Genomic DNA, 22,552 nt, shown 5'->3' with positions numbered 1-22,552 from the left:
GATCAGGCTCCCAGCTCGATGCCGAAGTAGTCGCGCGCGTTGTTGAAGCAGATGTTTTGCACCATCTGTCCCAGCAGCGCTTCGTCGCCCGGCGCTTCGCCGTTTTCTACCCAGCGGCCGATCATCTGGCACAGCAGACGACGGAAATATTCGTGGCGCGTATAGGAGAGGAAGCTGCGGCTATCGGTCAGCATGCCGACAAAGCGGCTGAGCAGGCCAATCTGCGCCAGCTGCGTCATCTGACGCTGCATGCCGTCGAGCTGATCGTTGAACCACCATGCGGAGCCGAACTGCATTTTGCCCGCCTCGCCTTCGCCCTGGAAATTGCCTGCCATAGTCGCCAGTACTTCGTTGTCGCGCGGGTTCAGGCAGTAGAGGATGGTTTTCGGCAGGGCGTTATGCAGATTCTGCGCGCCCAGCAGCTTCGCCAGCGGTTCCGCCAGCGGCTGATCGTTAATGGAGTCGAAGCCGACGTCCGGTCCCAGCAGCTCGAACTGGCGACGGTTAGTGTTGCGCAGCGCGCCGATGTGGTACTGCTGCACCCAGCCGCGACGGGCGTATTCGCCGCCCAGCCAGACCAGCACGGCGGTTTTGAACTGCGCGATCGCCTGCGCGTCCGGCGCGTTGCCGGCACGGCGCGCGGCCAGGATGGCATCCAGCGTCGCGTCGTCTGCGTCGGCGTAGAGCACCACGTCGAGCGCGTGGTCCGACACCTTGCAGCCGTGATCGGCGAAGTAGTCGAGACGCTTGCTCAGGGCGCTGCGCAGCTCGTCGAAGCGGCGCACGCTGATATCGGTCAGCGACTCCAGCTTTTCGATCCACGGCAGGAAGCTTTCCGCTTCGATATTAAAGGCTTTGTCTGGACGCCAGCTCGGCAGCACTTTGACGCTGAAGCTACCGTCCTGCGCCAGCGCGCGGTGGTGCTGCAGATCGTCCAGCGGATCGTCGGTGGTGCCGACCATCTTCACGTTCATCTGCTGCATAATGCCGCGCGCGGTAAACGCATCCTGCGCCAGCAGGTCGTTGCAGCGATCCCAGATGCTGTCGGCGGTTTTTTCTGAGAGCAGGATGTCGGTAATGCCAAAAGGACGGCGCAGCTCAAGGTGGGTCCAGTGGTAGAGCGGGTTGCCGATGGTGTGCGGCACGGTGCGCGCCCAGGCGTTGAATTTTTCGCGGTCGCTGGCGTCGCCGGTGCAGAAGGCTTCCGGCACGCCGTTAGCGCGCATGGCGCGCCACTTATAGTGATCGCCCTTCAGCCAGATATCATAGAGGTTGGTAAAGCGGTAATTTTCGGCAATCTGCTGCGGGGGAAGATGGCAGTGATAGTCGAAAATCGGCTGATCCTTCGCATAGTCGTGATAAAGGCGACGGGCAAATTCAGTATCCAGCAAAAAATACTCGGTCATAAAACGCGACATACGTGCTTCCTCTTGGATAGAGCCTTAATGCGCTCAAAGTTATCATACCAATTTTAGCCCACTACAGAATTCTTTGAGATCTCGCTCACATTTCCGGCAGCAATTCCCTGGTCTTATGGACGTTTTTGCTCTCTGCAGCGTGCTAAATGGCTGTCCTGACGCAGGTTTAAAGTATCCCACATTGCAAACGAGGCTTTTGTGATGGCTCTCAACTTTTAAAGTTGTATAACAAGTTACGCTCTCGCTCCGTAATGGCAAGGTAAACAGGGGTCGCTTTTGCGCGGCCTGCGGGCGTGAACGAGTCAGATCACGGGTGTCCCGCTCCAGATAACAACAGCGGCAAGACCGCAGACAGAACACTGGAAGAGGTAAATGATGCGTAAGATTAAAGGGCTACGCTGGTATATGATCGGGCTGGTGACGTTGGGCACCGTGCTGGGTTATCTCACCCGCAATACCATTGCCGTCGCGGCGCCGACGCTACAAACCGATTTGCATATCACCACCCAACAGTACTCCTACATCGTGGCGGCCTACTCCGCCTGTTATACCGTGATGCAGCCGGTGGCGGGCTACGTGCTCGACCTGCTCGGCACCAAAGTCGGCTATGCCGTGTTCGCCGTGCTGTGGGCGATTTTCTGCGCCGCGACGGCGATGGCGGGCAGCTGGGGCGGCTTTGCGCTGGCGCGCGGCGCGGTCGGCGCGGCAGAAGCGGCGATGATCCCCGCGGGCCTGAAAGCGAGCAGCGAATGGTTCCCGGCGAAAGAGCGCTCGGTCGCCGTCGGCTACTTCAACGTCGGCTCCTCTATCGGCGCCATGCTGGCGCCGCCGTTGGTGGTGTGGGCGATCGTGGCGCACAGCTGGCAGATGGCGTTTATCATCACCGGCGTGCTGAGCCTGGTCTGGGCGATCTGCTGGCTCATCTTCTATAAGCATCCGAAGCAGCAAACCAAACTCAGCGAGGAAGAGCGTCAGTACATTATTTCCGGTCAGGAAGCGCAGCATCAGACCGGCAACACCAAAAAAATGTCGGCGCGTCAGATCCTGCGCAACCGCCAGTTCTGGGGCATCGCGCTGCCGCGCTTTCTGGCGGAACCGGCCTGGGGCACCTTTAACGCCTGGATCCCGCTGTTTATGTTCAAGGTCTATGGCTTCAACCTGAAAGAGATCGCGCTGTTTGCCTGGATGCCAATGCTGTTCGCCGACCTGGGCTGCATCCTCGGCGGCTACCTGCCGCCGCTGTTCCAGCGCTGGTTCGGCGTCAATCTGATCGTGTCGCGCAAACTGGTGGTCACCATGGGCGCGGTGCTGATGATTGGCCCCGGCACTATCGGCCTGTTCACCAGTCCTTATGTCGCTATCGGCCTGCTCTGCGTCGGCGGCTTCGCCCACCAGGCGCTCTCCGGCGCGCTGATCACCCTCTCTTCTGACGTCTTTGGCCGTAACGAAGTCGCCACTGCCAACGGCCTGACCGGCATGGCGGCGTGGACCGCCAGCACCATGTTCGCGCTGGTGGTCGGGGCGCTGGCCGATACCCTGGGCTTCAGCCCGCTGTTCGCCGCGCTGGCGGTATTCGACCTGCTGGGCGCGGTGGTGATCTGGACGGTCTTGCGCAATAAGCCCGTCTCCGAGCTGGAAAAAGAGGTGGCGGTGCCGCAGGCCGCGGCGGTGCGCGGTTGAGGAAACGTGCCGTTTATTGCCCGCGCCCTTGCGGCGCGCGGCAGCCTGACTGAAAAACGACATGTCCCGCACCATGATGGCGCGGGACATTTTCTTTCACGCCCGCAGAGTGGTATAACAACTTTATTTGCGACACGGGAATGCGCTATGGAACTGACCGAACCTCGCCGACTTTATCAGCAGCTTGCCAGCGATCTAAAAAGCCGTATTGAATCAGGCGTTTATCCAGTGGGCGACAAACTGCCCGCCGAACGGCTGATTGCGGAAGAGATGAACGTCAGCCGCACGGTGGTGCGCGAGGCGATCATTATGCTGGAAGTGGAAGGCTACGTTGAGGTGCGCAAAGGTTCCGGCATTCATGTTATCGCCAGCCAGCAGCAAAACCGCGTCACCACTTCGAGCCAGCTCGAATTCGCCAGCTTCGGCCCCTTCGAACTGCTGCAGGCGCGCCAGCTGATTGAAAGCAACGTTGCTGAATTCGCCGCAACCCAGGTAACGCGGCAGGATATTATCGAGCTGATGGCGATTCAGGAGAAAGCGCGTCAGGAAGATCACTTCCGCGATTCACAGTGGGACATGCAGTTCCACGTGCGTATTGCGCAGTCTACGCAAAACAGCGCGCTGGCAGCCATCGTCGAAAAAATGTGGCTGCACCGTCTGCACAACCCCTACTGGCTCAAACTCCATGAGCATATCGACCAGCGCAGCATTCTCAGCTGGTGCGACGACCACGATCAGATCCTTAAAGCGCTGATGCGCAAAGATCCTGCCGCCTGCAAACTGGCGATGTGGCAACATCTGGAAAATACTAAGCAGATGCTGTTCAACGCGACCGCCGACGACTTCGAATTTAACGTGGATCGGTACATGTTTGCTGAAAACCCTGTCATCCTGCCGGAAGGCTCCAGCAATCTGCCTTGATTCCGCTGCGTTTTTGCGCAACAAAGTCAGTTAATCTGGAATAGTGTCAGGTCGTGTAAAACTCCTTTTGACGGACCGTGTCAAAAGGTAAAACTCCTGTGCGGCGGGCACATTCCCCTGTCTCAGACCTGTGATTTTTGTTACAGTTATCGACCCTTTCTTACCCTTTGCGACAGGGTTTAAAAAGTTGCTGATTTAACAATCAATTCTGGAAGGATCCGGAAAATCCTGCTCAGGCTGTGCTCCTAAAACAGATAACCAACCGCCGGTCTGCGCTTATGTCCTTTGAGACGCGTTAAACAATGATGTTCAGGAATGATTGATGGATATTTTGCATGCGTTGCTGCAGGCGTTGTGGCAACAGGACTACGAGACTCTCTCCGATCCAACGCTGGTATGGGCCATTTACGGCGTGTTGTTCATGATCCTGTTTCTGGAAAATGGCCTGCTTCCCGCCGCGTTTCTGCCCGGCGACAGCCTGCTGATTCTGGTGGGCGTGCTGATCGCCAAAGGCACCATGAGCTTTCCGCTCACCGTTCTGGTGCTGACCACCGGCGCCAGCCTCGGCTGCTGGGTCAGCTATATTCAGGGCCGCTGGCTCGGCAATACGCCGACGGTACAGAAGTGGCTTTCGCATCTGCCGGCGCAGTATCACGCCCGCGCGCACAGCCTGTTTCACCGCCACGGGCTGTCGGCGCTGCTGATCGGCCGCTTTATCGCCTTTGTGCGCACCCTGCTGCCGACCATTGCCGGCCTCTCCGGCCTGAATAATGCCCGCTTCCAGTTTTTCAACTGGGTTAGCGCGCTGCTCTGGGTGCTGATCCTCACCGTTCTCGGCTTCGCGCTGGGCAAAACGCCCCTCTTCCGCCGCTACGAAGACGAACTGATGTTCTGTCTGATGCTGCTGCCGCTGGTGCTGCTGGTTATCGGCCTCGCCGGCTCGCTGCTGGTGCTGTGGCGCAAACGCCAGGCGAACCGGCACGGCAAGGGGGAGTTATGAAAATTTATGGCCCCGTTCCCCGTCGCATGCTGCCCTGGCTGGCGATCGCCACGCTGCTGCTGCTGGCGATCTGCCTGACGCCGACGCTGCTGCGCCATGAAACCGTGGTGCAGATCCGCGTCTCCCATGCCGGCGGACCGCTGCCGGACGGCTTTTATCTCTATCAGCAGCTGACGGCGCAGGGCATCCGCATCAAAAGCATTACGCCGTCAGGCGACGCGCTGATTATCCATTTCGAAAACGAAGAGCAGAGCCTCGCCGCGCAGAAAGTGCTGCGCCGCCTGCTGCCGGACGGCTTTGTGGTCGCCCGTCATCTCGATTCCGCCTCTGCCGCTTCCGCCACGCTGAATATCTCCTGACGCGCCGTTGCCGTCCCGCCCGCGCGGGACGGCACGGAATAATCTGTATCCCCTCGTCTTTTTTGAACTTTTTACAGGCGCTGTCTATGCTTTAGGGATGGCTCAGCTATCTGACACGCCAGGACATGACGCTGTCTGGTCACGGCAGGTCAGTAACAAAGGAAGGTAACAAGCCTGATGAAACATCAATTACTTCTTGGCCTCGCGCTGTTTTCTCTCTCGGGTTCGCTGATGGCGGCGGAATCGCTCTGTCAGCAAAAAGAGCAGGATATTCAGCATGAAATTGCGATGGCGAAACAGCATAACAATCAGCGTCGCGTCAATGGACTGGAGCGGGCGTTAACCGAAGTGCGCGCCAACTGTAGCGACGACCAACTGAAAACGGCCCATCAGACGCGCATCAAAGAGCAGCGGGAAAAAGTCGCTGAACGCGAACGCGAACGCGAACTGAAAGAGGAACGTCAGGAGGGCGATGACAAGGAGAAGATCGCCAAACGTGAACGTAAAGTGGAAGAAGCACGCCAGGAGCTGAAAAAGTTACAGGCGGAGCCTTATTAATCCGGACTTAATCACTGAAGCTAAAAGGAACATTACATGTCTAAAGACACTTCATCAGAAAATTTGCGTGCTGAACTGAAAAACCTGGCGGACACCCTGGAAGAAGTGCTGAGCAGCACCACGGACAAGTCGAAAGGCGAGCTGGATAAGCTGCGTCAGAAAGCGCGCGTGGCGCTCGACAGCTCACGCGAGAAGCTGGGTGACTCCGGCGAATATCTGGCGCAAACCACGCGCGAAGCGGCGCAGAAAGCGGACGGCTACGTGCGCGATAACCCCTGGCATGGCGTAGGCATCGGTGCGGCAATTGGCGTGGCGATCGGCATGCTGATTTCACGGCGTTAATTATGGCGGATTCACAGCAGAGCCACGGCCCCGGCAAAGGGGTCATCAACATTGGTCAGCGCATCGTCACCACGCTGGTCAGCATGGTCGAGACCCGCGTTCGTCTGGCGGTGGTCGAGCTGGAAGCGGAAAAGGCTAATCTGATCCAGCTGCTGCTGATGGTCGGCCTGACTATGTTGTTCACCGCGTTCGGGCTGATGAGCCTGATGGTGCTGATTATCTGGGCCGTCGACGCGCAGTATCGTCTGATGGCGATTGGCATTACCACCGGCGTGCTGTTTCTCCTGGCGATTATTTTCGGCCTGTGGAGCCTGCGCAAATCGCGTCAGTCCACGCTGCTGCATCATACCCGCAAAGAGCTGGAGACAGACCGCAAGCTGCTGGAGGATGACCGCGCATGAGCAGCAAACTGGAACGTGAAGCGCGCATTCATGAGCTGCTGAGCGAAGTGCAGCAGCAGCGGCTGGATCTTAGCGCGGGTCGCCGTGATTTTCTGCAAAGCACGGCGCAGTACGATCGCGGCTGGCTGACGTTCCTCAGCATGCGCCGCTATCTGGCTATCGGCAGCAGCGCGCTGGCCATCTGGTCGGTGCGCAGCCCCAACAAAATCATGCGTCTGCTCAAGCGCGGCTTCGGCGTCTGGAGCACCTGGCGCATGCTGAAATCGGCGCTGCCGCAGCGTTGATCTCTCTCTGAGCTCAGCCGGTGCGAAATCGCCGGCTTCGCTTTATCAGATTTCCTGAATAAGACCCACAGAATATCTCGCTTACAACCTTTCCCCGCCGCGACTATCATCTCCAGCTATCAGCTCAGCAAACGGCAACACCGCCTCTTGCTGGGAATTATCCAACGCAGGCGCGATTGCCCTGCCGAAAACCTGGTCTGGAGTCAATGATGAAAAAATTCGAAGATACTGGTCTGCTGCTGGCGCGTATTTTAATGCCTGTTCTGTTTATCACGGCCGGCTGGGGCAAGATTACCGGCTATGCCGGCACCCAGCAGTATATGGAAGCGATGGGCGTGCCCGGCTTCATGCTGCCGCTGGTGATCCTGCTGGAGTTCGGCGGCGGCCTGGCGATTCTGTTCGGCTTCCTGACCCGTTTCACCGCGCTGTTTACCGCCGCCTTCACCATCCTGACGGCGTTCCTGTTCCACAGTAACTTCGCGGAAGGCGTTAACCAGCTGATGTTTATGAAAAACCTCTCTATCGCTGGCGGTTTCCTGGTGCTGGGCCTGGTCGGTCCTGGCGCGTACAGCATTGACCGTCTGCTGCGTAAAAAAGCACAGCCAGCCGCGGCGCTGCGCTAAGCACACATCCGGCGTAATGCCACATATACTTAGCAGGGCGAGGATACTCCTCGCCCTGTTTGCATTGGAGGCGATATGGGCCAACTGATCGAGGGTGTCTGGCACGACACCTGGTACGACACCAAATCCACCGGCGGACGCTTTAAGCGCTCTGATGCGGTCTGGCGCAACTGGGTGACGGCGGACGGCAGCGCCGGGCCGACCGGCAGCGCTGGCTTTAAAGCCGAACGCGACCGCTATCATCTGTATGTTTCTCTCGCCTGTCCCTGGGCGCATCGCACGCTGCTGATGCGTCAGCTCAAAGGGCTGGAGTCGATGATTGACGTCTCCGTGGTGCATCCGTTAATGCTGGAAAACGGCTGGACCTTTGACGACGATTTTCCCGACGCCACCGGCGATAAGCTCTATCAGAACGAATTTCTCTACCAGCTCTATCTGCATGCCGATCCGCACTACACCGGACGTGTGACCGTGCCGGTGCTGTGGGATAAACAGCAGAACACCATCGTCAGCAATGAGTCGGCGGATATTATCCGCATGTTCAACAGCGCTTTCGACGCCGTTGGCGCACGCGCCGGCGACTACTATCCTCCTGCGCTGCGCGAGAAGATCGACGAGCTGAACGGCTGGATTTACGACACGGTCAACAACGGGGTCTACAAGTCGGGCTTCGCCACCTCGCAGGCAGCCTATGACGAGTCGGTGACCGCGCTGTTCCATTCGCTGTCGCGGCTGGAGCAGATTCTGGGGCAGCATCGCTATCTCACCGGCGATCAGCTCACCGAGGCGGATTTACGCCTCTGGACCACTCTGGTGCGTTTCGATCCGGTCTACGTGACGCATTTTAAATGCGACCGCCACCGCATCGGCGACTACCTGAATCTGAGCGGCTTCCTGCGCGATATCTATCAGATGCCGGGCATCGCCGACACCGTGAATCTGCCGCATATTCGCCATCACTACTACGTCAGTCATAAAACCATCAACCCGAACGGCGTGATTTCGCTGGGTCCGGCGTTTGACTGGGATGAACCGCACGGTCGCGGCTGACCGCAGGCGCCGTCTCTTCGCGGGGACGGCGCGCGGAGCAACTGTTATAACTATTCTGCGCGTTTCTGTGTCTCCTTTGCCTCACTGTTATCTGTTTTACTGAGCAGAAAAGTAACGGTGAGGTGAACAATGGACGCCATTAAACAAATCTTGATCGACGAAATCGCCACGCTGAACCGCGAAGAGCGCCGCGACAACCGGCCGCGTTTCAGCTTCTCCTTCCTGAAAACCCATCCTGGGCTGTGGGCGATCATGTATCTCTGCTACGCGCTGTGCGTGGCGCTGATCTTTTCCACCGAGATGCTCGGCTGGCCCGCCTTCTGGTTCGCCACCCTTTTCGTGCTGGTGATGAGCTTTCTGATGCTGCTGGATATCAACCCGAAATATCGCTTCGAGGATATCGACGCGCTGGATCTGCGCGTCTGCTATAACGGCGAGTGGTATTACGTGCAGCCGGTTTCGGAAGGCGGGGTGAAGAAGATCCTGAATCTGCCGGATGCGCCGGAGCAGGTGAAAAGCGGCATCCATCGCCTGCTGCAGCAGAAAGGCGAGGTGGATTTCTATGACGTCTACTATCTCACCTGGGGCCACCAGCAGGCGGCGCGCATTTAACGACCGCGCTGGTCGGCAATCAGGCCGCCCAGCGTGTCGATCGCCGCTTCGGCGCGCGTGTCCCACGGCCAGGCGGCGTTGACGCGAAAACAGTGGGTAAACTCCTCGCCTGCGGAAAAGAGCCGCCCCGGCGCGATGCTGATTCCCTGCTGTAAGGCCTGCTGATAGAGTCGCGTGGTGTCATAGCCGCGCGGCAGCGTTACCCACAAAAAGAACCCGCCCGGCGAATCGCTTACGCTGGCTTCCGCCGGCAGCGCGCGGCTGAGCGCCTGGCGCACCCACTCTTTGCGCCGCGCCAGCGTCTGGCGCAATTTTTTCAGATGGGTGTCGTAGCGGCGCGTGGCGAGAAAATCCGCCAGCGCCAGCTGCATCGGCGCGCTAGTGGAGAGCGTGCTCATTAGCTGCAGGCGCTGGATGCGCTGCGCGTGCTCTCCCGCCGCGACCCAGCCGACGCGAAACCCCGCCACCAGACATTTGGAAAACGAGCCGCAGTGCAGCACGCCGCCGCTGCGATCCCAGTATTTCGCCGGATGGGGCGGCTCGCCGCCGCTCCAGAGTTCAGCGTAGACGTCATCTTCGATCAGCGGTACCTGATAGCGCGCCAGCAGCGCCACCAGCTGCGCTTTGCGCGCGGGCGACAGCGTGACGCCGAGCGGGTTTTGCAGCGTGGTCATCAGCCAGCACGCTTTCACCGGCCAGCGCTGCAGCGTCTCTTCCAGCTGCTGCATGTCGATGCCCTGCTGCGGGTCGCTCGGCACCGCCAGCGCTTTCAGCTTCAGGCGCTCGATCGCCTGCAGCGCGCCATAGAAGGTCGGCTGCTCAATCACCACGTAGTCGCCGGGCTCGGTCAGCGCCTGCAGGCTAAGGTTGAGCGCTTCCAGCGCGCCGTTGGTAATCACGATTTCATCCGGCGACAGGGTAATACCCTGACGCGCGTAGCGCTGCGCCAGCATCTGCCGCAGCGCCGCGTTGCCGGGCGGAAGGTTATTGAGCGCGTCGAGCGGCGTCAGCTGGTGGGAGACGTTAGAGAGAGAGCGCATCAGCTGGCGCTGCGGAAAAAGTTCGGGGTCGGGAAAGGCGGAGCCGAACGGCACAATCGCCGGTTCGCGTATCGCCTGCAGCACGTCGAAGACGAAGTTGTTGATATCCACCTGCTCGCTGAGCGCCACCTGCGCGGGCGCGGTTTGCAGCGCGCGCGGCGCGACATAGTAGCCGGACTGCGGCCGCGAGACGATCCAGCCCTGGCTTTCCAGCACCTCATAGGCGTGCATTACCGTCATCAGGCTCAGCCCATGCTGCGCCACCTGCTGACGCAGCGACGGCAGCTTCGTGCCCGGCGGCCAGATGCCCGCCTCAATCTGCTGCTGAATCTCATCCGTCAGTTGCTGGTATTTCGCCACGGGCTGCTCCTTTCGTTGCCGGCGCGCAGTTTAGCATGGGGAGAACAGAAGCGCCGAAGGCGGCATAAGATTTGATATCAGCGATACCCAGAAAGCAAAAACCCCGCTTGCGCGGGGTTTTCACCTGAAAAGTCGAAACTGACCGATAAGCCGGGTTCTGTCGTGGACAGTCATTCATCTAGGCCAGCAATCGCTCACTGGCTCAAGCAGCCTACCCGGGTTCAGTACGGGCCGTACCATGCGAACCCCTATTTGGCCTTGCTCCGGGTGGAGTTTACCGTGCCGCGAACTGTTGCCAGACGCGCGGTGCGCTCTTACCGCACCCTTTCACCCTTACCTGATCCCATAAATGGGCCATCGGCGGTTTGCTCTCTGTTGCACTGGTCGTAGGCTTGCGCCCCCCAGGCGTTACCTGGCACCCTGCCCTATGGAGCCCGGACTTTCCTCCCCTCTGCCCGTCTCCCTACAAGAGGGACGACGACAAAGCGGCGACTGTCTGGTCAGCTTCGGCGCGAGATATTAGGGCATTCGACCGCGTTTGTCACGCCTCTTGCTGATCGAGCGCGAAGCGATAGAGCGCATTTTTCTTCACGCCATGGATTTCCGCCGTCAGCGCCGCCGCCTTTTTTAACGGCAATTCTTTTTGCAGCAGCGCCAGCGTGCGCAGCGCGTCGGCGGGCAGCGCCTCTTCATCCGCCTTATGCCCTTCGACGATCAGCGCCATCTCCCCTTTGCGACGATTCTCATCCTCTTTGATCCAGGCAAGCAGCTCGCCCACCGGCGCGCCGTGAATCGACTCCCAGGTTTTGGTCAGCTCGCGCGCCAGCACCACATAGCGATTGGCGCCCAGCTCCTTCACCATATCTTCCAGGCTGTCGAGCAGACGGTGGGTCGACTCATAAAAAATCAGGGTGCGCGGCTCCTGCGCCAGCGCACGCAGCGCATCGCAGCGCGCCTTGGTTTTGGCGGGCAGAAACCCTTCGTAACAGAAACGATCGGACGGTAACCCGGCGGCGCTTAATGCTGTGACGGCGGCGCAGGCGCCAGGCAGCGGCACCACGCGGATGCCCGCCTCGCGGCAGCGGCGCACCAGATGGTAGCCCGGATCGTTGATCAGCGGCGTGCCGGCATCGGAAACCAGCGCAATGCTCTGCCCTTCCTGCAGCTTCGCCAGCAGCAGTTCCGCCTTCTGCTGTTCGTTGTGGTCGTGAAGTGCGAAGAGCCGCGCAGCGATGGCGAAATGTTGTAGCAACAGTCCGGTATGACGTGTATCTTCCGCTGCGACCAGATCGACGCCCGAAAGCACCGTCAGCGCCCGCTGGGTGATATCACCCAAATTACCAATCGGGGTTGGAACGATGTAGAGCGTGCTGGCAGAAATCTCTGCCCGATCGAGTTGTTTCATTGTTTCATCCGAATTGCCGATTTAATATTGAGCATCTTGAAAAAAACATCACTGGATACAGTATGCTTCCTTCAAAAGTCGTTCGTCATAAAGCAGGACGCTTTGTGCCTGTCCTTCTTGCTGGGCTGATTTTAGCCGCCTGTAGCGGTCAGGGGCCGCAAACCTCAAACGTAAATATTCAGGGGCCCATTACCGGCGGGTCTGATTACTATCTGCAGCAAGTGCAGCAAAGCAGCGATGATAGCAGGACAGACTGGCAATTACTTGCCATCCGTGCCCTGATGAAAGAAGGAAAGTATCCGCAGGCCGGGCAGCAGCTCAACCAGCTGCCGAGCCGCCTCAGCGACACGCAACAGCAGGAGCTGCTGCTGCTTAAGTCGCAGTTTCTGTTCAGCCAGCAGAACGTGCCGGGCGCAACGCAGCTGCTGAGCCAGGTGAAAGTTGACGACCTGTCGAAAGAGCAGCAGGCGCGCTACTACGGCCTGCAGATCGCCGCCGCGCAGGGCAAACCTTCGCTGGCGCTGCTGCGCGCCTATATCGCGCAGGAGCCGCTGCTGAGCGGCGAGGATCATCAGAAAAACATCGACGCCACCTGGCAGGCGCTGACGCAGATGACGCCGCAGGAGGCGAGCAATCTGGTGATCAACGCCAGCGAGAATACCCTGCAGGGCTGGCTGGATCTGCTTAACGTCTGGCGCGCCAACGCCCAGGATGGCGAAATGCTGAAGTCCGCCCTTAAAGACTGGCAGACGCGCTATCCGCAAAACCCGGCGGCGAAAACCCTGCCGACGCCGCTCAGCCAGGCGCAGAACTTTACTAAAGCCTCGACCAGCACCATCGCGCTGCTGCTGCCGCTCAACGGCCAGGCGCAGGTGTTCGCCAGTGCCATCGAGAAAGGCTTCAACGACGCCAAAAACGGCGCCCTGAACGGTGCGCCGCAGCCGGCCGCGCAACCCGCGCCCCAGCCGGCCGCCGCAGACGCCGCGCAGCCCGCGCCGACCGGCGAAGCCAATACTGTGGTCAGCCCGACCGCTGCCGCGATTACCCCAGCCGATACTCAGCAGCCCGCGGCGTCGCAGCCAGCGGCCAGCGCCGCGCCCGCCAGCAGCGCGCAGATCAAGGTCTATGACACCAGCAGCCAGCCGATTCAGCAGGTGATGCAGCAGGCGCAGCAGGATGGCGCAACGCTGGTGGTCGGTCCGCTGCTGAAAAACAACGTCGAAGCGGTCGCCAACAGCCAGACGCCGCTCAACGTGCTGGCGCTTAACGCGCCGGAGCAGATCCAGAACCATCCGAATATTTGCTATTTTGCGCTTTCTCCTGAAGACGAAGCGCGCGATGCCGCGCACCATATGTGGGATCAGGGCAAACGCCAGCCGCTGCTGCTGGTGCCGCGCAGCAGCTTCGGCGATCGCGTGGTCAGCGCCTTCGCCCAGGAGTGGCAGAAGCTGGGCGGCACGGCGCCGCTGCAGCAGCGCTTCGGCTCGACCGCCGAGCTGAAGCAGGGCATCAACAGCGGCGCGGGCATTACGCTGAGCGGCACGCCGGTCAACACGCAGCCTGCGGAACCGCAGGGCGTGACCATCGCCGGGCTGACGATCCCGTCGCCGCAGCAGGAGAGCGCGCCGCCAGCGGCGAGCGGCGGCGGCGTCGATTCGGTCTATATCGTCTCGACGCAGGATGAGCTGCAGCTGATTAAGCCGATGATCGCCATGCGCACCGGCAGCCGCAGCGCGGCCTCGCTCTACGCCAGCTCGCGCAGCTACCAGGCGGGCGCCGGCCCTGACTTCCGTCTGGAGATGGAAGGGTTGCAGTTTAGCGACATTCCGCTGCTTTCAGGCCGCAATCCGGCGCTGATGCAGCGAGCAGCGCAGTCGTTCAACAACGACTATTCGCTGGTTCGCCTCTATGCGATGGGTATTGACGCCTGGACGCTGGCGAACAGTTTTAACCAGGTGCGCCAGACGCCGGGCTTCACCATCGACGGCAATACCGGCAAACTGAGCGCGAATCAGGATTGCGTGATCAACAGGACGTTGTCATGGAGCCAGTATCGTCAGGGCGAGATCGTTCCCGCCTCCTGAACCCTCGGCGCCTCGGCGCCGAACAGGAACAGCGCGCCCGGCGCTATTTAGAGCGCGCCGGGCTGCGCTGGGTCGCCAGCAATGTGAACTATCGCGGCGGCGAACTGGATCTCATCATGCGCGACGGCGCATGCTGGGTGTTTGTGGAGGTGCGCTACCGGCGCGATGCGCGCTACGGCGGCGCGCTGGCCAGCATCACCCGCCTCAAACAGCAGAAACTGCTGCGCGCCGCCGCCCTGTGGCTGGCGCAGCGCGGCGGCAGTTTTGAGACGGTGGATTGCCGTTTCGACATCATCGCCATTACCGGTACGGCGCTGGAATGGCTGCCCAATGCCTTTAATGCAGACGTATAGAACCAGGTGGTCGTGTGCAGGACAGAATCAAAGCGTGTTTTACTGAAAGTATTCAAACCCAGATTGCCGCCGCAGAGGCGCTGCCGGATGCCATTTCCCGCGCCGCGATGACGCTGGTGCAGTGCCTGCTTAACGGCAATAAAATTCTCAGCTGCGGCAACGGGGCCTCAGCCGCCAACGCGCAGCATTTCGCCGCCAGCATGATCAACCGTTTCGAGACCGAGCGCCCCAGCCTGCCTGCGCTGGTGCTCAGCGCGGACAACGTGATGCTGACGGCGATCGGTAACGATCGTCAGCACGATGAAATTTACGCTAAGCAGGTGCGCGCGCTGGGTCAGACCGGCGACGTCCTGCTGGCGATCTCCACCCGCGGCAACACGCGCGATATCGTGAAAGCGGTAGAAGCCGCGGTGACCCGTGATATGACCATCGTTGCGCTCACCGGCTATGACGGCGGCGAGCTGGCGGGCCTGCTGGGCCCGCACGACGTGGAAATTCGCATCCCGTCGCACCGAAGCGCCCGCATCCACGAAATGCATATGCTGACGCTGAACTGCCTGTGCGACCTGATTGACAACACACTGTTTCCACACCAGGAATAGCTGAAGGAGCAAACATGAAAGCATTGAACGCTGTCGCCATCCTGTTAACCGCCATGCTGCTGCAGGGCTGCGTCGCCGTCGTCGCCGGCGGCGCGGCCGTCGCCACCAAAACCGCCACTGACCCGCGCACCGTGGGCACCCAGGTCGATGACGGCACGCTGGAGCTGCGCGTCAGCAACGCGCTGGCGAAAGATCAGCAGATCAAAACCGACGCGCGCATTATCGCCACCGCCTATCAGGGCAAAGTGCTGCTGACCGGCCAGGCGCCGTCGCAGGATATCGCCAGCCGCGCCAAGCAGATCACCATGGGCGTGGATGGCGCGACCGAAGTTTACAACGAGATCCGCATCGGCCAGAAAGTGAGCCTCGGCACCTCGTCGTCAGACACCTGGATCACCACCAAAATCCGCTCGCAGCTGCTGGGCAGCGATCAGGTGAAATCGTCGAACGTGAAGGTCACCACCGAGAACGGGGAAGTGTTCCTGCTGGGTCTGGTGACGGCGGAAGAGGCGAAAGCGGCGGCGGATATCGCCAGCCGGGTCAGCGGCGTGAAGCACGTCACCACCGCGTTCACCATGCTGAAGTAAGCGAGCATCAGGTCGCTCATCCGCGCAAGCACAGCGGCAACAGACGAACAGGGCGGCCTTAGCCGCCCTTTTTTACACCGGTATGTCGATCACCAGCGCCCGCGTTGCGGTCTTCGCCCGCAGCCGAATCTGCTGCTCCTCCTGCAAAAACGCCCCGTCGCCGCAGCCCAGCTTCTCCTGACGATCGCCAGGCGTCACCGCCTCCAGCGAGCCGTGAATCGACTGTAAATAGGCGCGCGGACCACGCAGCGTCAGCGTCTGCTCTTCTCCCGGCGCCAGCCGCAGCTGATGCACCCACACCTGCTGACGCAGCTGCAGGCTATTGCCCGCGCCGTCCGGCGACGCGATCAGCAGGCTGTTTTCCCGCGTCGGCAGCACGATTTTTTGCAGCGGCGGGTTTTCCCGCTCGGGACAGGCGGCCAGCCAGAGCTGCATGCGCGTCAGCGGCTGATCCTTACGCAGGTTGATCTCGCTGTAGCTGACGCCCTGCTGCGTGGCGAGCAGCAGCGCTTCGCCTTCGCGCGCAACGATATGATTGCCCTCGCTGTCGCGATACTCCGCCTCGCCCTGCAGCACGATGTTCAACACGTCGACCTGCGGATAGGTGCGCGGCTGAAAGGCGGCGCCCGGCGCCAGCACTTCCTGGTTCAACACGCGAAGCGAAGCGTAGCCCATCAGTTTGGGATCGAAATAGTGACCAAAAGAGAAACTGTAGCGCGCCTGCAGCCAGCCGAAATCAGCCTGGCCGCACGCGGACGCACTGCGCGTTGTTATCATGATAATCCTCCAGCTCGCCGCGGCAGAGAGCGGCCGCAGACTTGATACCCGTTATGGTAAAAGGCTGGACGCCGTATTGTTAGCCAGTTAATCTGCCGTGCATATTCAAATTTCCTGAAAGAGAGTGCGGATGGCCAAAGAGCGGGCTTTAACCCTGGAAGCGTTGCGCGTGATGGATGCGATCGACCGGCGCGGCAGCTTTGCGGCGGCGGCGGATGAGCTGGGGCGCGTGCCGTCGGCGCTCAGCTACACCATGCAAAAGCTGGAGGAAGAGCTGGACGTGGTGCTGTTCGACCGCTCCGGCCACCGAACCAAATTCACCAACGTCGGGCGCATGCTGCTGGAGCGCGGACGCGTGCTGCTGGAGGCGGCGGACAAGCTCACCACCGACGCCGAAGCGCTGGCGCGCGGCTGGGAAACCCACCTCACCATCGTCACCGAGGCGCTGGTGCCAACCGACGCGCTGTTCCCGCTGGTCGAGAAGCTGGCGGAAAAAGCCAATACCCAGATTTCGCTGATCACCGAGGTGCTGGCGGGCGCGTGGGAGCGGCTGGAGCAGGGCCGCGCCGATATCGTTATCGCGCCGGATATGCATTTTCGCGCCTCCACCGAAATCAACACCCGCAAGCTCTACACCATGATGAGCGTCTATGTCGCCAGCGCCGATCACCCTATCCACAACGAGCCGGAGCCGCAGTCGGAAGTGACGCGCGTGAAATATCGCGGCATCGCGGTGGCCGACACGGCGCGCGAGCGTCCGGTGCTGACGGTGCAGCTGCTGGATAAGCAGCAGCGCCTGACGGTGAGCAGCATGGACGACAAGCGCCGCGCGCTGCTGGCGGGCCTCGGCGTCGCCACCATGCCCTATTCGCTGGTGGAAAAGGATATTGCAGAGGGTCGGCTGCGCGTCGTCAGCCCGGAATATACCCGCGAAGTAGATATTATTATGGCGTGGCGCCGCGACAGCATGGGCGAAGCCAAAGCCTGGTGCCTGCGCGAGATCCCGCGCCTGCTGGCGAAAAGAAGCTAGGCCTCTGCGACGGCGCCTGGCTGGCGCCCGTTGTTACAGCCGCCCCAGACACTCAATCGCCACCGCCTTAAACCCGGCGAAATCGCTGCTGTCGCGCAGCCGGGCCACCGCCCTTTCGCGCAGAAACGTCACGAACAGATCGTAGATCGCCATCGCCTCTTCATACTCGCTTTTGCTGATCGCCAGCAGAAAGATCACCGAGGCGGTGTCGTCGCCCCAGGGAATGCCCTGCGGCGCCAGCACGGTATAGACCACGGTCTTCTTCGCCAGCAGGCCGAGCGAGTGCGGCAGCGCGATGCCCTCGCCCAGCATGGTGCTGACGATCGCCTCGCGCTCCTCTACCGAGGGGTAGAAGCTCGCGTCGACATAGCCTTCCGCCTCCAGCCGATCGCACAGCTGACGAAACAGCTGCGACTGCGTCATCGGCTTATCGACGATCAGGAAGTGCTGCGCGTCGAAAAACTTCTCCAGCATATAGGGCCGCGTGCGGTCCACCAGCACCAGCTTGCCGATCTGCTCCAGCTGAAAGCCGGTGGGAAACGGCGACATCACCACCACCGGCTTATCTTTCTCGCTCAGCCGCGCGGTGGAGATAACGAAATCCTCGTCGATGCGCGTGCGCGCCTCATACTCGCGCTGCGACAGCCGCGCGGTCACCTGCAGCTGCGGGTATTTGCGCAGCAGCATCGCCTCAATCATGCGCAGCGTCGAGTTGCCGCTGTCGCATACCAGCAACACCTGCGGATGTCGCTGATAGCCGACGTCGTAGTGACGCTCCAGCCCGACGCCGATGTGCAGCACCAGAAAGCCGATTTCGTTCTCGCTGATGGTATAGGGCGTGTATTTGCCCCAGCTCGAGACCGCCGCCAGCGTGACGTCGTAGGCCATTGGATAGTGCTGTTTGATATTGTCCAGCAGCGGGTTGGGAATATGGATCTGGTAACGCACGCGGGTGATCATGGTTTTAATGTGCGTCAGCAGATCGGCGCGCAGCTGCGCGTCGCCCTGCAGGTTGTAGTTGTAGTGGGTATTGATATAGCTCAGCAGGTAATCCACCAGCGCGTCGGCGTCATCGGCATTGATGGCGCTCGGCGCCGCCTCCTGGATCTGGCGCGCCGCGATATTAACCCGCAGCCAGCTCTCTTCCGCCGGGGACACCGGCTTGCCCACCAGCGGACGCAGCAGCGCGATCAGCTGGTGCGCCGCCTCGCGCACGTCCAGCCCGACATCTTCCGCGCCGGGATCGCTGAGCGGATAGCCTTCGCTGATGCGCCGCACCGCCACCGCGCAGTAGAGGCGCAGATAGCGCTCGCCCTCGTCGCTGAGGCGCACGTTATGGCGCGTCAGGCACTGCTGCAGCAGCGGGCGCAGCGTCTCGAGAATGCCGCTGTGCAACGCTTCGACAGCGATCAGCGGGCTGTCGGCCTGCTCCTGGTCAATCTGCCACAGCAGGTCGGTCAAACAGGTGCGGATCGCCACTTCGCTGCCGAATAGCTTCATGCCGTAGTGCGGCTTGCTCTCAATGTTGAGGTGATAGCGCGCCAGCCATTCGCGCACCTCGGTCATGTCGTTTTGCAGCGTGGCGCGGCTGACGAACCACTCTTCCGCCAGATCCTCCAGCTTCAGCGACCAGGCGGCGGTGAGAAAACGCGTCAGCAGATAGCGCACGCGCTCGGCGGAGGTGCGCGGCACGCGCAGCGGCGCGCGCTTGTGCGGCTCCAGCCGCTGGAAGCGCTGCGCGTCGTCGATTTTCAGCTGATAGCCGGCGCCGCGGCTCAGCACAAACTGCGCGCCGTAGTCCGCCAGCAGCGCGTTGAGCGCGCTGATATCGGTGCGCACGGTGCGTGTGGAAACGGCGAAGCGCCGTGCCAGCTCATCCTGGGGCAGCGTTTCGTTCTGCAAAGCGTCAAACAGTTGCGCAAGGCGCTGATTAGGAAATCTCAAGGCGGTCTACCTGTTGCAGCGATGGCATGCTTCAGCGGCATCATGCCGAAAGATAGCAGCCTAAAGCGAACGCCGCGTCACGTCCAGGCATGCGCCGACGCCCTGTGAGGCGCGCCGGCGCAGCGGGCGTTACGGCAGCAGTTTCTTGCAAATCGCCAGCAGCTGGCGCACATCTTCCACGCGCGTATCGCCGCTGGCGGGATCGATGATCGAGCTGTAGACGTGCGGGATAATTTTACTGACGCCCGCCTCCAGCGCAATGCGCAGGATCGCTTCGACTTTATCCAGATCGATGCCGCCGGTCGGCTCCAGCCAGAAGTCGTGCGCGGCACACGCCTGCGCCACGGCGCGATATTCGTCGACCGCCTTCAGGCCGCCCATAGGAAAGTATTTCACCGAGCTGCCGCCCATATCCTTCAGCAGCGCGATGGCGGCGTCGATCGGCACCAGCGCGTCGCTGCCCTGCGAACTCTGCGGGCCGGTGGAGATCTTTACCAGGCCCGGCGTGCCGGTCGGTGAGATCAGGCCGTTGACCACGGTTTGCGACTGGCCGAGCAGCGCGCGGCTGGTGGCGACGCCGGTAAACACCTGGTTGACGTGCTGCGGCTGCAGCACGGCGGAAATCTCGCTCACCATTTTTGATTGATTCGGGTCGCCCGCGCCCAGCCCGACCGAGAGCGCGTTGTCGATCAGCGCGGCGTATTCGCGCATATCGGCGATGGCCGCCTCGTTGCTGCTGTAGTTTTTTGACAGCACGCCCACCAGCACATGCCCTTCCGCCGCTTCCCAGATGGCGCGCGCGTTGGCTTTCGATCCGGCCAGCACGTTAAGACAGAGACGATCCTGATAGAAATTCGGGGTCAGCGTCATGCGGTTTTTCCTCCGTTCAACAGCGCCTGGATCGAGGTGAAAATGGTGTGCAGCTGCTCGGCGCTGACGCTGCGCACATCCGCCTCGATAATGCCTTCATTGGCTTTGTAGCCGCGAAAATAGATGGCGATAGCACCGTTTTTCAGCGCCTGTACGATATCGCCGGTGCGCTGGCCGATGGCCGCCTCGTCGAATTTGATTTCGGCGCGGGCGATGTCGCGTCCCGCCGCGTCCCACACCACGCGCGCGCTGACGCCGCGCAGCTGGTTGAGGCTGTCGATAAAGGGCGTCATCTTCTCTACCATCTGCGCGCCGCTGGTTTTCTCCAGCCGCAGATAGTTTTCAACTGCCTGCGTCAGGCCGAGGATGCCCTCTTTGCCGACTTTCATTGCCCGGCCGATGCCGTTGCTCTGGCGTTTCACCCACTCGACGTACTGCTGTCTGCCGATCACCAGCCCGCTGGTCGGCCCCTCAATCGCCTTCGCGCCGCTGTAGATCACCAGATCGGCGCCGTACTGGTAGTAGCACTGCAGATCCTCTTCGGCGGCGGCGTCGACGATCAGCGGCACGCCATGTTTGCGCGCCACCACTGCCGCCTGCTCGACGCTCAGATGGCTTTTCTGCACGCAGTGGTGCGATTTCACGTAGAGGATCGCCGCGGTCTGCGGCGTGATCGCCGCCGCCAGCTGCTCGGGCGAGCATTCGTTGCTGTAGCCCGCCTCTACCAGCCGTCCGCCGCCCAGCGCCACCATGCTGCCGACCGGCGCGCCGTAGTTGACGTTATGGCCCTTCGGCACCACGATGTCGTGCGGCACCGCCAGCGGTGCGGCGTGCAGGTTATCCAGCAGCCAGTCGCTCTCTTTGACGATCACCGCCGCCACGCACTGCGCGATGCCCGCCGAGGCGCAGGAGACCACCACCGCGTTTTCTACGTTCAGCAGCTGCGCGATATAGGCGCCGGTTTTGTTGACCAGATCTTTCATTTCGAAATAGTGGCTGAGGCCGGTCTGGACGGTGTCGACCACATCCGCCGACGGCGTAGAGACGCCGAGGATGGTCATGCGGCCCGAGGCGTTGATCACCGGCTTCAGGCCATATTTTTCATAAATCGAAGACATTGGCTTTCCCTTCTTCTGTCAGGAACCACTCGCCCGCCACCACGGCGGCCAGCGGCGTAAGGTGTTTCTCCCCGGTAAGCTGTTCGCCTTCGGAATCCACAAACAGGCGGGGCGTGTCGGTCAGGCTGAACAGCGTCAGATCGCCGTCATAGCCGACCTCCAGTCGTCCTTTGCGCGTCAGGCGCAATCCTTCAGCCGCCTTCCAGGTGACGCAGTCGATCACCTGCGGCAGCGTCATGCCGACGCTAAGAAATTTCGACATCACGTGCGCCAGGCTATGCACCGGGCCATTGAGGCGGTTGCGGCAGTAGATATCGGAGCTGATGGTGTCGGGCAGAATGCCCTGCGCGATGGCGACGCGCGCCACCTCAAAGCTAAAGCTGGCGCTGCCGTGGCCGACGTCCATCTTCACGCCGCGCGCGATGGCGTTGCGCACCGACGCCTTGAGTTCGCCCTGCGGCGTCAGCACGCGGTTGGGCTTGCCGTTAAAGCAGTGGGTGATGATGTCGCCCGCGGTGAGGCGATCGGCGATCTCCGCCAGATCCGGCGGATTGTTGCCGATATGCACCATCAGCGGCAGGCCGCCAACGCGCTGCTGGATCGCTTTGGCTTTGATCAGCGGCTGAATACCGTTCTCGCCCACCACGCTGCTGCTCATGCGCGCCTTCAGGCCGACGATAAAGTCGGGCAGCCGCGCGACGGCGCCCGCTACCGCGTCGCCGTCGATCTGGCGCATATCCGCCAGCTCGTTCTGCGTGACGATGCCGGTGCGCGCGATATTGATCAGCGCGTAAACCTGAGTCGTGGCGGCGCGGGTAATCGCATAAAAATCATCAATATGATCCGCGCCGGTGCTGCCCGCGTCGATCACCGTGGTGACGCCGGTGGCGACGCCGATGGCGTCCGCCTCGTCGTGGTAGATGGGCGATTTGGGGTAGCAGTGCACGTGGGAATCGATCCAGCCTGCGCTGACGTAGCAGCGTCCAGCCAGATCGCGTTCGCGTTTGGCTTCGCCCGGCAGGCTGTCGGCGATGGCGGCGATTTTGCCCTCCTGCAGCGCGATATCCACCAGCCGTTCATCCGTTAGCCTGGCGCGGCGAAGGATCAGATCGAACATAGCAACTCCTTAACGCG

General features: G+C 61.2%; 24 protein-coding genes and 1 other RNA gene. 16 read left to right on the top strand and 9 right to left on the bottom strand.

Features of this window, described 5'->3' with window-relative positions; all coding sequences use genetic code 11:
• Window positions 1-2: 2 nt before the first annotated feature.
• Entirely contained in the window at window positions 3-1,418 is a 1,416-nt protein-coding gene (gene uxaC, locus MC269_RS02350) for a glucuronate isomerase (RefSeq protein WP_239953664.1), read from the bottom strand.
• A gap of 375 nt (window positions 1,419-1,793) precedes the next feature.
• On the opposite strand from uxaC, the gene MC269_RS02345 reads away from it, so the two are divergent.
• The 11 genes from MC269_RS02345 to MC269_RS02295 all read left to right on the top strand — a co-directional run bounded on the left by MC269_RS02345 (window position 1,794) and on the right by MC269_RS02295 (window position 9,248).
• On the top strand, window positions 1,794-3,098 hold the full coding sequence (locus MC269_RS02345) for an MFS transporter (protein ID WP_081140846.1): 1,305 nt from the start codon (window positions 1,794-1,796) through the stop codon (window positions 3,096-3,098).
• Window positions 3,099-3,245: 147 nt separating this feature from the next.
• Window positions 3,246-4,019 (top strand): transcriptional regulator ExuR, encoded by a 774-nt coding sequence (gene exuR, locus MC269_RS02340; RefSeq protein WP_239953662.1) that lies wholly within the window; start codon window positions 3,246-3,248, stop codon window positions 4,017-4,019.
• A gap of 322 nt (window positions 4,020-4,341) precedes the next feature.
• Window positions 4,342-5,019 carry a DedA family protein gene (locus MC269_RS02335; protein WP_081140809.1) on the top strand — a complete coding sequence of 226 codons (678 nt, stop codon included), beginning with the start codon at window positions 4,342-4,344 and terminating at the stop codon, window positions 5,017-5,019.
• Window positions 5,016-5,378 (top strand): EnvZ/OmpR regulon moderator MzrA, encoded by a 363-nt coding sequence (mzrA, locus tag MC269_RS02330; protein WP_081140808.1) that lies wholly within the window; start codon window positions 5,016-5,018, stop codon window positions 5,376-5,378. Before MC269_RS02335 ends, mzrA begins: the two co-directional genes overlap by 4 nt.
• 177 nt (window positions 5,379-5,555) lie before the next feature.
• A complete protein-coding gene (locus MC269_RS02325; protein ID WP_239953660.1) occupies window positions 5,556-5,936 on the top strand; it encodes a DUF1090 family protein in 381 nt (126 codons plus the stop codon).
• A 36-nt stretch (window positions 5,937-5,972) separates the two neighbouring features.
• Window positions 5,973-6,278, top strand: coding sequence for a YqjD family protein (locus MC269_RS02320; protein ID WP_081140806.1), 306 nt, complete (start codon window positions 5,973-5,975; stop codon window positions 6,276-6,278).
• 2 nt (window positions 6,279-6,280) lie between these two features.
• A complete protein-coding gene (locus MC269_RS02315) occupies window positions 6,281-6,679 on the top strand; it encodes a phage holin family protein (protein ID WP_174580918.1) in 399 nt (132 codons plus the stop codon).
• The gene (locus tag MC269_RS02310) at window positions 6,676-6,963 is read left to right on the top strand and encodes a YqjK-like family protein (RefSeq protein WP_081140805.1); all 288 of its coding nucleotides are present in this window, start codon (window positions 6,676-6,678) and stop codon (window positions 6,961-6,963) included. Before MC269_RS02315 ends, MC269_RS02310 begins: the two co-directional genes overlap by 4 nt.
• Before the next feature lie 209 nt (window positions 6,964-7,172).
• Complete coding sequence (locus MC269_RS02305; RefSeq protein ID WP_081140804.1) at window positions 7,173-7,586, top strand: DoxX family protein; 414 nt, start codon at window positions 7,173-7,175, stop codon at window positions 7,584-7,586.
• 75 nt (window positions 7,587-7,661) lie between these two features.
• On the top strand, window positions 7,662-8,636 hold the full coding sequence (locus MC269_RS02300) for a glutathione S-transferase family protein (RefSeq protein ID WP_081140803.1): 975 nt from the start codon (window positions 7,662-7,664) through the stop codon (window positions 8,634-8,636).
• Window positions 8,637-8,765: 129 nt separating this feature from the next.
• The gene (locus MC269_RS02295; protein WP_081140802.1) at window positions 8,766-9,248 is read left to right on the top strand and encodes a YlaC family protein; all 483 of its coding nucleotides are present in this window, start codon (window positions 8,766-8,768) and stop codon (window positions 9,246-9,248) included.
• Here the strand turns inward: MC269_RS02295 and MC269_RS02290 are convergent.
• From MC269_RS02290 to rsmI, 3 genes are all read right to left on the bottom strand, one after another.
• Window positions 9,245-10,648, bottom strand: coding sequence for a PLP-dependent aminotransferase family protein (locus MC269_RS02290; RefSeq protein WP_081140801.1), 1,404 nt, complete (start codon window positions 10,646-10,648; stop codon window positions 9,245-9,247). The two genes, MC269_RS02295 and MC269_RS02290, sit on opposite strands and share 4 nt — an antisense overlap.
• A gap of 130 nt (window positions 10,649-10,778) precedes the next feature.
• Window positions 10,779-11,156: RNase P RNA component class A (rnpB, locus tag MC269_RS02285), an RNA gene on the bottom strand.
• Between the two features lie 33 nt (window positions 11,157-11,189).
• On the bottom strand, window positions 11,190-12,053 hold the full coding sequence (rsmI, locus tag MC269_RS02280) for a 16S rRNA (cytidine(1402)-2'-O)-methyltransferase (RefSeq protein WP_239953658.1): 864 nt from the start codon (window positions 12,051-12,053) through the stop codon (window positions 11,190-11,192).
• Window positions 12,054-12,115: 62 nt separating this feature from the next.
• Between rsmI and MC269_RS02275 the strand changes: the two genes are divergently transcribed.
• Genes MC269_RS02275 through dolP form a run of 4 tightly spaced genes read left to right on the top strand, consistent with a single transcriptional unit; the run spans window position 12,116 to window position 15,679 of the window.
• On the top strand, window positions 12,116-14,137 hold the full coding sequence (locus tag MC269_RS02275) for a penicillin-binding protein activator (protein WP_239953655.1): 2,022 nt from the start codon (window positions 12,116-12,118) through the stop codon (window positions 14,135-14,137).
• Window positions 14,095-14,490: a YraN family protein gene (locus tag MC269_RS02270; protein WP_081140794.1), complete on the top strand. Its 396-nt coding sequence runs from the start codon at window positions 14,095-14,097 to the stop codon at window positions 14,488-14,490. The genes MC269_RS02275 and MC269_RS02270 overlap by 43 nt, the downstream gene beginning before the upstream one ends.
• Before the next feature lie 14 nt (window positions 14,491-14,504).
• Complete coding sequence (gene diaA, locus MC269_RS02265; RefSeq protein WP_081140793.1) at window positions 14,505-15,092, top strand: DnaA initiator-associating protein DiaA; 588 nt, start codon at window positions 14,505-14,507, stop codon at window positions 15,090-15,092.
• 14 nt (window positions 15,093-15,106) lie between these two features.
• Window positions 15,107-15,679, top strand: a complete 573-nt coding sequence (gene dolP, locus MC269_RS02260; RefSeq protein ID WP_081140792.1) for a division/outer membrane stress-associated lipid-binding lipoprotein — start codon at window positions 15,107-15,109, stop codon at window positions 15,677-15,679.
• Between the two features lie 72 nt (window positions 15,680-15,751).
• On the opposite strand, the gene MC269_RS02255 is transcribed toward dolP, so the two are convergent.
• The gene (locus MC269_RS02255) at window positions 15,752-16,456 is read right to left on the bottom strand and encodes a pirin family protein (RefSeq protein WP_239953653.1); all 705 of its coding nucleotides are present in this window, start codon (window positions 16,454-16,456) and stop codon (window positions 15,752-15,754) included.
• Window positions 16,457-16,586: 130 nt separating this feature from the next.
• On the opposite strand from MC269_RS02255, the gene MC269_RS02250 reads away from it, so the two are divergent.
• Window positions 16,587-17,486, top strand: coding sequence for a LysR family transcriptional regulator (locus tag MC269_RS02250; protein ID WP_081140790.1), 900 nt, complete (start codon window positions 16,587-16,589; stop codon window positions 17,484-17,486).
• A gap of 33 nt (window positions 17,487-17,519) precedes the next feature.
• Here the strand turns inward: MC269_RS02250 and MC269_RS02245 are convergent, their stop codons facing one another.
• The 4 genes from MC269_RS02245 to MC269_RS02230 all read right to left on the bottom strand — a co-directional run bounded on the left by MC269_RS02245 (window position 17,520) and on the right by MC269_RS02230 (window position 22,535).
• Window positions 17,520-19,430, bottom strand: coding sequence for a transcription antiterminator (locus MC269_RS02245; protein WP_081140789.1), 1,911 nt, complete (start codon window positions 19,428-19,430; stop codon window positions 17,520-17,522).
• 129 nt (window positions 19,431-19,559) lie between these two features.
• Window positions 19,560-20,300: a KDGP aldolase family protein gene (locus MC269_RS02240; protein ID WP_239953651.1), complete on the bottom strand. Its 741-nt coding sequence runs from the start codon at window positions 20,298-20,300 to the stop codon at window positions 19,560-19,562.
• Window positions 20,297-21,418, bottom strand: coding sequence for a DgaE family pyridoxal phosphate-dependent ammonia lyase (locus MC269_RS02235; RefSeq protein ID WP_081140787.1), 1,122 nt, complete (start codon window positions 21,416-21,418; stop codon window positions 20,297-20,299). Before MC269_RS02235 ends, MC269_RS02240 begins: the two co-directional genes overlap by 4 nt.
• Entirely contained in the window at window positions 21,402-22,535 is a 1,134-nt protein-coding gene (locus MC269_RS02230; protein WP_239953649.1) for an amidohydrolase/deacetylase family metallohydrolase, read from the bottom strand. The genes MC269_RS02235 and MC269_RS02230 overlap by 17 nt, the downstream gene beginning before the upstream one ends.
• Between the last annotated feature and the right edge of the window lie 17 nt (window positions 22,536-22,552).

The sequence above is a fragment of the Pantoea sp. Z09 genome (assembly GCF_022394795.1).
Taxonomy (GTDB): Bacteria; Pseudomonadota; Gammaproteobacteria; order Enterobacterales; family Enterobacteriaceae; genus Pantoea; species Pantoea latae.
Note: the sequence above shows the minus strand (reverse complement) of the source record. Positions and strands in the feature narration are given on the sequence as shown.